Origin of the sequence: Chamaesiphon minutus PCC 6605 (assembly GCF_000317145.1) — a bacterium.
Classification (GTDB): Bacteria; Cyanobacteriota; Cyanobacteriia; order Cyanobacteriales; family Chamaesiphonaceae; genus Chamaesiphon; species Chamaesiphon minutus.
This window is the reverse complement of the sequence record NC_019697.1, coordinates 5,414,759-5,427,488: the sequence shown is the minus strand read 5'-3', so window position 1 is coordinate 5,427,488 and position 12,730 is coordinate 5,414,759. Positions and strand designations below refer to the sequence as shown.

The 12,730-nt window shown below is 46.1% G+C and carries 13 protein-coding genes and 1 tRNA gene; 4 read left to right on the top strand and 10 right to left on the bottom strand.

What is annotated here, in order from left to right; genetic code table 11:
• Window positions 1–71: 71 nt before the first annotated feature.
• Window positions 72–1,511 (bottom strand): precorrin-3B synthase, encoded by a 1,440-nt coding sequence (gene cobG, locus CHA6605_RS24800; RefSeq protein ID WP_157260099.1) that lies wholly within the window; start codon window positions 1,509–1,511, stop codon window positions 72–74.
• 462 nt (window positions 1,512–1,973) lie between these two features.
• Here cobG and CHA6605_RS24795 point away from each other — a divergent pair, with 462 nt between their 5' ends.
• Together CHA6605_RS24795 and CHA6605_RS24790 are read left to right on the top strand one after the other, a co-directional pair.
• Entirely contained in the window at window positions 1,974–2,165 is a 192-nt protein-coding gene (locus CHA6605_RS24795) for a hypothetical protein (protein ID WP_015162121.1), read from the top strand.
• A 375-nt stretch (window positions 2,166–2,540) separates the two neighbouring features.
• Window positions 2,541–3,527 (top strand): alpha/beta hydrolase family protein, encoded by a 987-nt coding sequence (locus CHA6605_RS24790; RefSeq protein WP_015162120.1) that lies wholly within the window; start codon window positions 2,541–2,543, stop codon window positions 3,525–3,527.
• A 42-nt stretch (window positions 3,528–3,569) separates the two neighbouring features.
• Here CHA6605_RS24790 and CHA6605_RS24785 read toward each other — a convergent pair whose 3' ends face one another.
• The 5 genes from CHA6605_RS24785 to CHA6605_RS24765 all read right to left on the bottom strand — a co-directional run bounded on the left by CHA6605_RS24785 (window position 3,570) and on the right by CHA6605_RS24765 (window position 6,466).
• The gene (locus CHA6605_RS24785; RefSeq protein ID WP_015162119.1) at window positions 3,570–4,106 is read right to left on the bottom strand and encodes an HD domain-containing protein; all 537 of its coding nucleotides are present in this window, start codon (window positions 4,104–4,106) and stop codon (window positions 3,570–3,572) included.
• Between the two features lie 350 nt (window positions 4,107–4,456).
• Complete coding sequence (gene ubiE / locus CHA6605_RS24780; protein ID WP_015162118.1) at window positions 4,457–5,170, bottom strand: bifunctional demethylmenaquinone methyltransferase/2-methoxy-6-polyprenyl-1,4-benzoquinol methylase UbiE; 714 nt, start codon at window positions 5,168–5,170, stop codon at window positions 4,457–4,459.
• A gap of 28 nt (window positions 5,171–5,198) precedes the next feature.
• Window positions 5,199–5,420, bottom strand: a complete 222-nt coding sequence (locus tag CHA6605_RS24775) for a hypothetical protein (protein WP_041548438.1) — start codon at window positions 5,418–5,420, stop codon at window positions 5,199–5,201.
• Between the two features lie 20 nt (window positions 5,421–5,440).
• Window positions 5,441–5,511: transfer RNA gene (locus CHA6605_RS24770), tRNA-Gly, on the bottom strand.
• Between the two features lie 127 nt (window positions 5,512–5,638).
• Window positions 5,639–6,466, bottom strand: a complete 828-nt coding sequence (locus CHA6605_RS24765; protein WP_015162117.1) for an acyl-CoA desaturase — start codon at window positions 6,464–6,466, stop codon at window positions 5,639–5,641.
• Window positions 6,467–6,547: 81 nt separating this feature from the next.
• On the opposite strand from CHA6605_RS24765, the gene CHA6605_RS24760 reads away from it, so the two are divergent.
• Window positions 6,548–7,786, top strand: a complete 1,239-nt coding sequence (locus CHA6605_RS24760; protein WP_015162116.1) for a methionine gamma-lyase family protein — start codon at window positions 6,548–6,550, stop codon at window positions 7,784–7,786.
• 177 nt (window positions 7,787–7,963) lie between these two features.
• Here CHA6605_RS24760 and mscL read toward each other — a convergent pair whose 3' ends face one another.
• Both mscL and CHA6605_RS24750 read right to left on the bottom strand, forming a co-directional pair.
• Entirely contained in the window at window positions 7,964–8,401 is a 438-nt protein-coding gene (gene mscL, locus CHA6605_RS24755; protein ID WP_015162115.1) for a large conductance mechanosensitive channel protein MscL, read from the bottom strand.
• Window positions 8,402–8,645: 244 nt separating this feature from the next.
• Window positions 8,646–10,163, bottom strand: coding sequence for a hypothetical protein (locus tag CHA6605_RS24750; RefSeq protein WP_015162114.1), 1,518 nt, complete (start codon window positions 10,161–10,163; stop codon window positions 8,646–8,648).
• Between the two features lie 250 nt (window positions 10,164–10,413).
• On the opposite strand from CHA6605_RS24750, the gene bchI reads away from it, so the two are divergent.
• Complete coding sequence (gene bchI, locus CHA6605_RS24740; RefSeq protein WP_015162113.1) at window positions 10,414–11,493, top strand: magnesium chelatase ATPase subunit I; 1,080 nt, start codon at window positions 10,414–10,416, stop codon at window positions 11,491–11,493.
• Between the two features lie 137 nt (window positions 11,494–11,630).
• Here the strand turns inward: bchI and CHA6605_RS24735 are convergent, their stop codons facing one another.
• Entirely contained in the window at window positions 11,631–12,119 is a 489-nt protein-coding gene (locus CHA6605_RS24735) for a 2TM domain-containing protein (protein WP_015162112.1), read from the bottom strand.
• A 239-nt stretch (window positions 12,120–12,358) separates the two neighbouring features.
• Window positions 12,359–12,565, bottom strand: coding sequence for a DUF2839 domain-containing protein (locus tag CHA6605_RS24730; RefSeq protein ID WP_015162111.1), 207 nt, complete (start codon window positions 12,563–12,565; stop codon window positions 12,359–12,361).
• Between the last annotated feature and the right edge of the window lie 165 nt (window positions 12,566–12,730).

The following is a 12,730-nucleotide window of genomic DNA, read 5'->3' as shown; positions in this document are numbered from 1 at the left end:
GTATCCTCCAGGTATAGCGCGTCAGCGATACAGGGTGGGGTGGGGAAAAGGCAATTGTCAAGAGCATAAACTTATTGACGATTGGCAAATGCTTGAAACGATTCTTGGGCATTTAATCGGCAATCGTGGTAAGCCTCGATTAATTTGACAACCGAGATCGGGACTCGTTCGGGGGGTAAAAAATCGCTCGATTCTCGTCCAAATTTAGCTGCAACCTCACCGATTTCTAGTCGATAGCTTCCGCGCCGTTCCGGGGATTCTGTCTCTCCCCAGAGGGTAATGTCCGCGCGATCGTGTTGAGCGCAAGATTTATCACAACCGCTGAAATGAATGTTCAGGGGTCGATCGAGTGTAACATTAGCTTCTAAATACTCGGCTAGCGCGATCGCATCGGCTTGAGTGTCTGTGGCACTATACTGGCAACCAGTCGTACCCGCACATGCTCTTAATAAACTGCTAGGATGAGTGGCTGTTTGCACCAAACCTAAATCGCTAATTAATCCTTGTACTGTCTGAAGATCTCGCTCTCGAACATCGGGAACGATCGCATTTTGCCAAGGCGTGAGGCGAATACTACCACTCCCATACCGTGCCGCGATCGCTCCTAAACCGCTAACTTGCGATCTAGTCCATCGCCCCAATAGTAAAACTACACCGAGATAATATCGATCTGTTTGACGTTGCCGATGTACGCCTAAATGAAGATCGCTATTTACCAGCGAGATATCGTGCTCCGGTGGGCGGTTTTTAAAAATAAAATGGCTAGAACCCGTAAATTCTCGTCGCACTAATTCGCCAAACTCGATCGAACCATAGTGACGAATGACATCCCTGAGCCTGGGCTTACGACGGACATCACCGCCGATTATCTCAATTCCCTGGCGATAACTCTGCGCGATCGCAGCTAACATTGGCAAGCATTCATCTGTGGTTAAATTTACCCCAACTGGTAATGGTGCCGAGCCACGTTCGCCGATACCCAAATGCAGACTAAATTCATTCTCGGCAACTGCCAATAGCGTAAGATCGTTGGGTCGATCGATAATGCCGACACTGCCGCCACCATCGAAACCTACGCTAAATTTATTCGATAATATCCCTAGTTCGGGGTGAAGATCTAAGTATTCGAGCCAAGCATCAGCCAGCGGACGCACATCAATCGATTCCTGCGCGTCAATGCCAGCCGTTGGACTCAGCATGATATTCCGAATGCCATCAACAGCCGTATTACTCGCCGCCAAACCGCACTCGGTTAATTTAGTTAATAAATCTGGCTCTAAATCCCGATCGAGCGATCTCAGTTGCAGGTTCGCGCGATTGGTAACTTGGACGTATTCTAACCCGATCGTTTCTAATAACTCGGCGATCGTCACACACTGCAATTGGGTTAATACCCCACCGGGAATCCGCAGGCGCGTCAACAATCCATCACGAGCGATCGCTGGATGATAAATATCTGGACAAATTCTAGGGCTTGTCTCTGTCAAAGAGAACGGTTCGATAGCAGACAATGACTGTAACTCCTTCCCCATGCGACGCGAGGAAATAGTGGATTGAAGTACCGCAATCGGTACGCTCAGGTACGGTATTCTGACTCGAAGCAATAGCTCCATCACAGTTGCGGCACAGCCCTGGATTCACACCAGACTTCCCCGATCCCTAGCTAGACCAATTTAACATGAGATGGGGATCTTTAGGCTTTAGTAGGGGAAAGGGCAAAGGGTCAAGGGTCAAGGATAGTTTCTAACTCCCCCCAGTCTCCCAACTCCCAACTCCCCGCTCCCAACTCCATTGGAACAATCTGTCGATCGACCCGTCAGAGACGAATGAATCCACATTTCGTAGGCATAGCCCCTCCCAAATGGAGCATTGGTAAATAGTTCGGAAATCTCCACAACCCAAAACCCTAAAATGGTGAAATCCGGGATACAATTGCCTTGAGTGTGAGTAAGTATAAATAACTATCCAAAGCTATGTCTCTTAGCCCAGTTACATTAGAAAATCCCAAAGCGATCGAATCTGCTACCTCAGAGCACGATCTGCAAGTTGCGAAATTGACCAAGGCTCTCTATCCAGCCGATCGTCAAGAAAAATTCCTCGAACTTCAAGCCGAAGTCGATCGCCTACTGTGCCAGTTACAGGCTCTCCAAAGAGTTCGCGTGTAACTTGTCAAGCCAGCTAAGTTTCCTCACTCTTTAAAATAACAATCTTTTAAATACATTAATAAATAAAGAGCGATCGCATACGTGCGATCGCTCTTTATTTATTAATGTATCTAATTGCCATCACTGTTTTGTCGAAGCTTGCGCGCCGTCTTCTGCTAAGGCAGATGCTACGCGAACGGCGATCGAGAATTAATTCTCATTCGATCGTAAATTTATGATTTTAGGAATAGGAATTTCGATCGATAAGCTGAATTGCTAGTCGAGATAATTACGTTACAATTATTGAATATCAAAGAGCGAGTACGCTAATTTTGGGCTACGGAGCCAGTTCAAAAACCATCTCAACAACTAAAATTAAGTAGTTGAAATTTTGATATGACGATCGTTCGCGCATTGTTTCAGGCTGTCAAAGTTGAAGGTGCTGCCGTCCCATATGACACGATTCAGCTCAAAGTTTTCTATCCGGCGCGGATGTCAGACAATGCCTTAGCAAATAATAGTATGGGCGCGATTCCGGCTGACGATCGACAGGCTCCGTTTCCTGTCGTTATTTTGTTCGGTGGCATCAACTGTAGCGCAGCCGGATATCAATGGTTGGCGACAAAATTGGTAGAGCGCGGGCTGGTGGTGGTGACTTTTGACTGGGTGGCTCAAAATCTGCCAGGAATGGTAGGGCTGACGCCCGGTGTCAATATTAGCACTATGTCTCCAGATACTTATGGTAAGGCTCCCTCTGCCTCTGCCTTACCCGCATTACTCACAGCCTTAGATGGTTTGAACTCCGAGGGCGTTTTAGCAGGCTTGTTGAACTTACAACAGGTAATTTTAGGCGGGCATTCTGCTGGTGGTAGAGTCGTAATTGAAAGTGCCAGTCCAGATTTTTTTCCGCAAGCTGTCGCAGCCTTTGCTTATGGTGCCCATACAGCCGCGATCGTGCAGTTAGGATATGCACCAGGCACCATTTTACCAGTGCCAGATGCGCTACCAATCATGTTAATTGGGGGTACCTGCGATGGTGTAATTGCTAATAGTAGCAGTATCTATGGCTTGACGTGGGAGCAGCCGACAACCCCGATTTCACGTACTTTTGAGAAGATGGCAGGCGGTAGAAACGATCGATATTTGCTGTTATTATCAGGAGCCAACCATTTTGCGATCGTTCATCCGTTGGATTCTACGACAGGTACTGCCTTTCTAGACTTTCCCGCAACTCAACCAGAAGGACAAATTCGAGATCTTATCGCCGAAGCAATTGGTTTATTTATAGATGCTCATGTGCGTCGCCAGCCTCAAAGTATTGCCGATCTCGATCTATTAGTTACATCTCATCGTCCCACGAGCGATTTTATAGCGCGCAAGTAGCTGGTTTGAGCTAAAGATTGCTAGCAACGTGGATCGATCTCGTTAAATGCTCCGCGCGAGCCTGCGATCTCCAGTTGCGGCGATTTGTTCAAATTTATCATCCAAACCTGCAAATACAGCCCAATAATCTTGATTGAGGATCTGGGCGACTCGCGCGATTACCCGCTCTTCGAGTTCGGTATTGCGTTTGCCTTTCCACAAGTTATCGGCAAGTGCGACTACTAATTCCTCAAAATCGCATTCCATTTGCTGCCATTGTGCGTGAGATCGACAACAACGCGCAATTTTAGGATCGATATTATTTGACAATAATAACTGTTCGCCTGTGGCTTCATGTCGATTACCTTTCTCGACTAATTCTGAAGGATGCAAAATTTTCCCGACATCGTGAAAAGCCACACCCAACCGAATCCAATCGAGATCGAACTCAAGATCGAGCTGTAGAAAGTGTAAAATGAGAATATCGGCAGCTTCACCAACCAATTTAACATGCTGAATCAATCGATCTGGTGCGCCTAAATCTGCTATAAATCGATAAGCATCGCTGACAGATCGAAAAGTTTTAAATTGCTGTGCCATTTTCAAATATCGATTTATGCTATCGATCGTCTACTAACTTTTATGTTTGAGTACAACATACTCACCCTGAAACTTTCCAAATAATAACCCTTGACAGTAAACTTCAGCATCTAGATCGAGATCTTGGGTTGAATTGGAGCCGATAAAAGAACGCCACTCGGATCGATCGAGCCAACCGACACAGCTATTGCTTTAAATAGCAGTACATGTTCGTAACGATACTGCTCGACCGCCGTACAACTTACATTAATAATTTTGTCCTAATTTTGACTTTCTCTAATAACTCGCGTAGGCGGACATTACGCAACACTAACCACGACTTACAGTCGTCGGCTCTCTAGTAACGTTGGTTATTTAGTTAATACTAATACACCCATCATTCCACTGGCGATCGGGTAATGAGTTGCCCGACTAAATCCCGCTGACAATCCCAATTTTACCTGTTCCAAACCAATCGGAAATCGATCGAGACTGGGATTTAAATAAGCATATTCTTCAATCATGCCCAATCGATCGGCTTTGGGGACGACGATCTCGTCGAGATACCATTGCTGGAAGCGGCGGATTAAAATATTGCTAGGACGATGAAAGTCGAGAATTGCGACCTTCCGATCGGGTTTCAAAACTCGATGTAATTCAGTTAAACTTCTCGGAATATCCGTGACGTTTCGCAAGCCATAACCCATCGTCGCGGCATCGAAATAATTATCGTCAAATGGTAAATTGAGTGCGTCGGCTTCTACCCAACTAATCTGCTCTAATGGTGGATAAATACTCGCAATTCGTTCGGCGGCAATTTTCAGTTGTGCGGGAGCAAAATCAGCCCCAATAACCGTACCTGTCTTGCCGACTCGTTTGGCTAAAAGTTGGGTAATATCGCCGCTCCCACAGCAAAGATCCAGACAAGTATCGCCAGCTTTAGCCAAGCTCCAAGATACGGTCATTTGTTTCCATACCCAATGCATACCCAAGCTCAGATCGTTATTCAATCGATCGTATACTGGCGCAATGCGATTGAAGATTGCTTGAATATCTGTAGATGTATAATTCGATCGATCGGTCATTCGGATTGTGGATTGTGGATTGTGAATTTTAGATTGTCCCCTCCGATTCATCTGAGGGCTGCTGACAACCGACTTGACTTTCGAGTATGGTAATGGCGTTGACAAATAGATCGATAGTTAGCTCGATTAAATTGCCAAAGCTATGCTTTCGATCGGGTAGGTTTGTTGGCATTCTGCGATCTCTATTTTTAGCAGCCGACATCAGGAGTTCGAGAGAGTCGAAAATATCGATCGCGTTCGATCGAGTCACCAGCTATTATTTTAAATCTAAGCGAGTGGCGGGAATCGAACCCGCATCAATAGCTTGGAAGGCTATAGTTTTACCACTAAACTACACTCGCATTTTAAGCGGAATTAATTTACCGCTTAAACATATTAGCATATCTCAGGCGATTTGCAAGAGACGCTCGATGGCTGGATGTCGCTCGGCGTAGATTACCAGCGACTCAAGGCGATCGGGGTTGCTAATTAATCCTTTGCTGTGCCAGCTTCTACCAACTTCACTTTAGTAGCCAAACCAAGAAATTGCAGTACTTGAATCGTCATCCAAGTGATATCAATTTCCCACCATTTCATACCATGACGTGCAGAATATTGGTAAGCATGGTGGTTATTGTGCCAGCCTTCACCGTAAGTAGTGATGGCTACCCACCAGCAATTGGTAGAATTATCGGTAGTTTCAAAGTTGCGATAGCCAAACTTGTGAGTCGCGCTATTAACGAGCCAAGTACAGTGATAAACGATTACCAGGCGAGCAAATACACCCCAGAACACAAACGGCCAACCGCCGATCGCATATAAGACTACGCCGAGCACGACTTGCAAGGGGAAGAAGTATTTATTCAAAAACTGATAAAACCGATCGTCAGCAATATCTTTGGTAAAGCGGGGAATGTCACTTTCTGCTGGTACCTCAAAACACATCCACCGGACGTGACTCCACAAGAAGCCTTTTTTGGAATCGTGATGATCGACATCTTGATCTGAATGCAAATGATGGTGACGGTGCAAACCTACCCACCATAGAATTCCACCTTGTAATGCTAATGTGCCGCAAAAAGCAAAAAAGTATTCCAACCATTTGGGAACCTGAAAGCTACGGTGAGAGAGAAGACGGTGCCACCCTAATGTAATCCCCAAACCACCTGTAATCCAGTGCAGCAGTAATGCTACACCCACGGCTTTCCAACTAAATAGTCCCGGTAAAAAGGCGCAAATCGCTCCAATGTGAAAAATTACGAGCGCGATAATCATCGTCCAATCGAGACGAAGTTTTGTTGATGCGGCAACAGTCATTGAGATAACCTATGAAGAGTTTTACGATCGTGCCCGATCTGCAAGCAGATCCAAGCGGCAAATAATTTAATCCCTCAAATCATGAACGGCAAATTACTCATTCCAGCGGCAGAAAAGGCACTATCACTGATTTTTAATGTTATTGACGGTCAAGTCAAGGGGAATATCCGTCGAGTTTTAGAAATTTATGCGCGACACCGAGTAGGTGTTCGACATTTTTGCAGTGTCAGCGGCTACGGACACGACGATTTGGGGCGAGAAACTTTAGATAAAGTTTTTGCAGAAATTATGGGAGCCGAAGCTGCAGCGGTACGGGTACAATTTGTCTCTGGCACTCATGCGATCGCTTGTGCGTTATTTGGCGTATTGCGTCCGGGGGATGAAATGCTCTCGGTGGTAGGTGCGCCTTATGACACCTTAGAAGAAGTCATCGGCACTAGAGGCACGGGACAGGGATCGCTGAAGGAATTTGGCATCAGCTACCGCGAATTAGCCCTCACGAGCGACGGGGGGATCGATTGGGATACTTTGACTCATTCGATCGCCAGCAAGACCCGTCTGGTGCTAATTCAACGTTCCTGTGGTTATTCGTGGCGATCGTCTTTATCGCTTGCCGAGATCGAACGGATTATCGAAATTGTCAAACGTCAAAATCCAAATACGATTTGTTTTGTAGACAATTGCTATGGTGAATTTGTCGAAGATCGCGAACCGCCTGCTGTCGGTGCCGATCTAGTCGCTGGCTCGTTAATCAAAAATCCGGGCGGTACGATTGCCACAGGTGGCGGCTACGTGGCGGGGAGAGCCGATCTGGTCGAAATGGCTGCCTGTCGGCTCACGGCACCAGGCATCGGTTCCTCTGGCGGGGCTACCTACGACCAAAATCGGCTGTTATTTCAAGGCTTATTCCTCGCACCGCAAATGGTGGGTGAAGCGATGAAGGGCAATCATTTGACAGCCTATGTGTTCGATAAGTTGGGGTATCCCGTCAATCCGTTACCAATGGCACCCCGTCGCGATGTGATTCAGGCGATTAAACTTGGTTCCCGAGCCAAATCGATCGCGTTTTGTCGATCGATCCAACAAAATTCGCCCATCGATGCCTATGTCGATCCGGTTCCTGGAAATCTTCACGGCTATGAAAGCGAGTTAATCATGGCTGGCGGGACATTTATTGACGGCAGTACGTCCGAATTTTCTGCCGATGGCCCCCTGCGAGAACCTTATACTGTGTTTTGTCAGGGTGGTACGCATTGGGCGCATATTTCGATCGCCCTCGAAGCCGCTGTGGATGCCATTAATGCGATCGATTCACTTTAGGCTTTAGGGATGAGGTTTTAGGTTTTAGGTTTTAGGTGGACATTGGCTGACGTCTACATTTTAGGTACGATCGAGCCGAGCCGAGCCGAGCGATATTTATTAAAAATAGGGGGTGAGGAATTAGAATCTAATTCCTCACCCCCTAAAGCCTAAAGCCTAAAGCCTAAAGCCTAAAGCCTACATCGTAGGTGGTAGCTCCGATGTGCAATGACTGCACTTACTAGCTGCGATCGGAATTACCGATAGACAGTACGGACAGTCTTTAGTATCTGCTGCTTCTATTTTTTCTTCTTTTCTCTTGAATTTAGCCATCGCTCTAACCATTAAGAAGATGACAAACGAGATAACTATAAAGGTGATAATGTTGGAGATAAATAATCCTAACTTGGCCGCACCAACTACCCAACTTTCCAAATCCTTCGCACCGGAGGCTTTGATCGTTGGTTCGAGAATTGCTGGCGTGATCACATCTTTGATCAGGGAGTCAATTACTTTTCCAAAGGCTCCACCCATAATTACGGCGATTGCCAAGTCAAAAATATTACCTTTGATGACAAAATCTTGAAAGTCTTTGATAAAGCCTGTTGCCGCGCTTCTAGAAGATCTGATGGTCATAACTTTTAGTTTTTCCTAGTTCGATATTAATAAATAGTGGATCGAAAGCATGACACATTATATCGTAGTTGGTCTATAAATCGATTAAATTTCAAAACTTAACGTTACAAATATTACTAGCCGTCCTAAGTATGAGCGTAACTTAATAATTACAAAATTATTGTATAGCAATATTTAGATCCAATTGCTTTACAATCGGCAACTCAGTTAGCAATTATATACACGCAGATCGGCAAATCTACACTTACTTAAGACTGCTCATAATTCGCATTAACAAGATAAAAATTGTTCCTACCGCAACAGATAATATCCACAACCATCTAGAAAATTTGGTCGAGATCGCTAGCCGATCTTTTTGGAGAGATTGAAGATTGTTGCATAGCAAAATCAATTCGTCCTGGCATAGATTTAGATCGTGGAACTGGAGTTCGAGCTGCTGTTGGGTATCGTGCTTGACTGACTCGATCTCATTATGGAGAGAGGAGATGGAGTGTCGATCGTCTTCAATTTGTTTGATAATATCTGCAAATTGAGATCGCACGCTTTCGGCTTTTTCGATCGTTTGGACGGTTAATTCGTAGAACTGCTCTTGCTCTTTACTGACAGATTGCGATAGTCGGAAAAATCCGCGCTCGACTTCCGTCAACCGTAATTCGATATCTTGAGATGTTTCGACAACTCCAGTGTGGATATTGGTAATTTGAGCATCTAGAGCGTGTAAATTGTGCAGTTTGGTACTCATTTCTACACTCATACCCGCAATTTTGAGTCGATCGGTAGCGATCGTTTGAGATAAGCTCTCAATTGACTGATGATATTGACGAAATTTGTCCTCTGAGTCATGGCTAGTTGCCACTAATTGCTGTTGAATTGCGTGCAAGGAGTCATAAAAAGCCTGTTGTCCGATCGTCACTCGTTCGTGGGCAACTACTAAGGCATAGCGAGTAGTTTCGAGTTGTGCCAACATCGATCGAATCTCTTCGTAGCTGCCAAATTTGTCGAGATTAGTGACGATTTCTGTGCGAATTTGCTCTAACGATCCGAGCATTTGCTGGACTTTTTCGACTCGCTCGTAGCTATGCTGGGCTAATTGTTGCGTGCTAGATTTAATTTGTCGAGCTTGCTGGACATTGGCATCAACTCGATCGACTTGAAGTTGATTGCGCTGATGTAAGATTTCTAATTGGGTACAGGCGGCGTTGAGTTGCGCTCGGGTGGTATTTAGCTCTTGCAGCAACTGCTGAGTATGGGTAACGGGTGCGCTGGTGGAGATGCTGGTGAGGATACCATCGATCGAGTTATCTTCAGCGGGAGCGAGATTTTGCGGGTGTGGGGTTGCCAGTTGTAACGAGATTACTAAGGCATCGAGTTCGGCTTCGAGATCTATTTCGCCTGTTACACGATCGATCGGATTATTATTAGTGTCAGGTATGTGGAGATCGAATCGCTCCTGAGTTGATGAGAGTGTGTAGTTGGCAATATCTTCAGGCGAGCTACCCAGCAACAGTAGTGTATCTAAATCGGTAGCACTATTTTCCGACACTCGATCGGCCCGATCGGCGATCGAGGTTATTTGGCATTGCTCGACAGCTACAGTATCTGCGAGTGGTTCTAGATTCGCATTAAGTGGTTGGGGGATATCAACTACATCGCCGATCTCCTGTGCGTCGCTTGACGACATCGACGTTACTGGGGTTGAAAAATGCACATTGTCGAGCTGTTCGAGCGAAGATGCACCCTCAATATTAGAAGCTGAATTCATCTAGCCACATACCTCCTCAGATTGGTTAGCAACATCATGTGCCATCTTAATTTGGTATGCCACAAATCCGTTAAATCGCTAAATATTATAACTGTCGATTTCGAGATTCTAAATAGACTTTATGCTGAATATGGGCGATCGATCGGCCTGACGATCGCGACTGAGAATCGATCCGAGATCGTGTGTACCGATCCCGCGAACCATTATAATAAAGGGCGATAATCAAAATTATTTAAAATAGGTAATCATCGTGGCTGCTACTGTCCAATCGCCCGCTACAGCGCGTCGGGTTGTATTTCCATTCACTGCCATTGTGGGGCAGGAGGAAATGAAATTAGCTCTGTTATTGAATGTCATCGACCCTTTTATCGGTGGGGTGATGATCATGGGCGATCGAGGTACGGGCAAATCTACCACGATTCGGGCACTAGCAGACCTACTTCCAGAGATCGATGTCGTCGCTGGCGATCCTTTCAATAGCCATCCGATCGATCCCGATTTGATGAGTGAGGAACTACGTCAAGAATTTTTGACGACACACGCAACTTTCCCTGTCGCGACTAAAAAAGTCCCGATGGTCGATTTACCCCTGGGTGCGACAGAAGATCGCGTTTGTGGCACGATCGATATCGAAAAAGCTCTCTCTGAGGGTGTCAAAGCATTTGAACCCGGATTGTTAGCCAAAGCCAATCGGGGCATCTTATACGTCGATGAAGTTAACCTTCTCGACGATCACCTCGTCGATGTCTTACTCGATTCGGCAGCCAGTGGCTGGAATACCGTCGAACGCGAAGGCATCTCCATCCGTCACCCCGCCCGATTTGTCCTCGTCGGTTCTGGGAATCCCGAAGAAGGCGAACTCCGCCCCCAACTCCTCGACAGATTTGGGATGCACGCCGAAATTCGTACCGTCAAAGAGCCAGAACTGCGCGTCCAAATTGTCGAACAACGCTCGGACTTCGATCTCAATCCTCACAAATTTACTACCGAGTATCAAGCCGAACAAGTCTTGCTCCAACAGCGGATCGTCGATGCCCAAACCAGACTCGCCAGTGTCACCCTCGATTACGACCTGCGCGTCAAGATCTCCCAGGTGTGCTCTGAATGCGACGTAGACGGACTCAGAGGCGATATCGTCACTAACCGCGCAGCCAAGGCTTTAGCCGCCTTTGAAGGTCGTACAGAGGTCACTCTCGATGATATTCGCCGGATCGTCGCCCTCTGTCTGCGCCACCGACTGCGCAAAGATCCTTTAGAATCGATCGATTCTGGCTACAAGGTGAATAAAGTCTTTGCAGAAGTATTTGGGGTCGAGTTAGCCGAAAAATAATTTAGCCGCCCACCTCAATCCGAGATCGCACAAAAAATCCGGCTGCTAGTTACTAGCAGCCGGATTAATTCTTCCGAGCATTTATTTACTTCGAGAAGCGATCTAATCCCGATATTAGAGATTATCGAGATTGCACTCTAGACTAACTTATCAATTAAACCAGTAATCGATTTTTGAATCTTTCGTTTGCGTTCCCAGCTTTGAAAAGCCCGATTGTAGGCTTCACCCTGACGCTGATAAAACAACTTCCACGCGTCCAAGCTGACACCCATACCCCAAAAAATTAGCACGTATAGAGACCAGGGCACGCCGAAGCCAGTCAAAAAGTTTAAGGCGACCAAGCAAACATTGGTAATTGCATACTTGCCGAATTTATTTTGTAACTTCGATCGACGGTAAATCTCGAATTCTTGGTATTTATCGTTTGCCTGTTGTTGCGCCAGCCACTTATTTTCCGCCAGCTCGAGCGTCCCTGGTGCGATCCGCAATTCCTCGGCAATTTCTAACAACTGTGCGTATGATAACTCCGTATCCGCGTGCGGATGCTGTGCCAGCGCAATGTTCAGGATTTGTTGGACATCTTCCTGGCTATAGGAGCGAGTTAAGGATTGTTCTGAAGAGTTCATATCCGATCGTTGGCTTAGCCTCTATTTGAGAGAGTCGAACTACTAATAAATTCATGGACGAATGCCCATACTTAATTATGACATTGATGCCTAGTTGAGGTAGGGATCGACCTCTACCCCAATCACCGTACTTGACAGTAGTTTCAAATCCGATCTCAGCAGACTATAAAGAAGGCACAAAGACTTACGACTAGGTACTATCAACCAATAACAGTGTCTCGCTAGCAGATGTGACTATTTTAACCGACGATTTTCCACCACCCCAAACTCGGCCCGATCGCGCGCACCATCAACCAGCCAAAAACCAATAGTCCGATCCCAATCCAAGCTCCCTGAGTGCTCACTCGCACAAATGCTGACGATTGAGCAGTTGTCAGCGGCAACCAAGATACAATTCGCTGTGCATCGGGTTTTCCTTGCTCTTTCCGCCGTTTTGCATCGCCCATAATATCTACTCAACTATGACTATACTCAATAGAATCTAGATATTATCGAGCGTTAATGTCAACCGCGTGCAACTAATTTTAATCAACTCGGCTGAGGGCTTGAAGCGCAACGCCGTTACTAGTGGATAGTGAATCGTGGAGAGCATCTCATAGTAATAGGTGGTG

Bases quoted from the DNA above. Each gene is read 5' to 3' on its own strand.
- CHA6605_RS24795 (WP_015162121.1), top strand. From the start codon at position 1,974: ATGTCTCTTAGCCCAGTTACATTAGAAAATCCCAAAGCGATCGAATCT.
- CHA6605_RS24790 (WP_015162120.1), top strand. From the start codon at position 2,541: ATGACGATCGTTCGCGCATTGTTTCAGGCTGTCAAAGTTGAAGGTGCT.
- CHA6605_RS24785 (WP_015162119.1), bottom strand. From the start codon at position 4,106: ATGGCACAGCAATTTAAAACTTTTCGATCTGTCAGCGATGCTTATCGA.
- ubiE (WP_015162118.1), bottom strand. From the start codon at position 5,170: ATGACCGATCGATCGAATTATACATCTACAGATATTCAAGCAATCTTC.
- CHA6605_RS24765 (WP_015162117.1), bottom strand. From the start codon at position 6,466: ATGACTGTTGCCGCATCAACAAAACTTCGTCTCGATTGGACGATGATT.
- CHA6605_RS24760 (WP_015162116.1), top strand. From the start codon at position 6,548: ATGAACGGCAAATTACTCATTCCAGCGGCAGAAAAGGCACTATCACTG.
- mscL (WP_015162115.1), bottom strand. From the start codon at position 8,401: ATGACCATCAGATCTTCTAGAAGCGCGGCAACAGGCTTTATCAAAGAC.
- CHA6605_RS24750 (WP_015162114.1), bottom strand. From the start codon at position 10,163: ATGAATTCAGCTTCTAATATTGAGGGTGCATCTTCGCTCGAACAGCTC.
- CHA6605_RS24735 (WP_015162112.1), bottom strand. From the start codon at position 12,119: ATGAACTCTTCAGAACAATCCTTAACTCGCTCCTATAGCCAGGAAGAT.
- CHA6605_RS24730 (WP_015162111.1), bottom strand. From the start codon at position 12,565: ATGGGCGATGCAAAACGGCGGAAAGAGCAAGGAAAACCCGATGCACAG.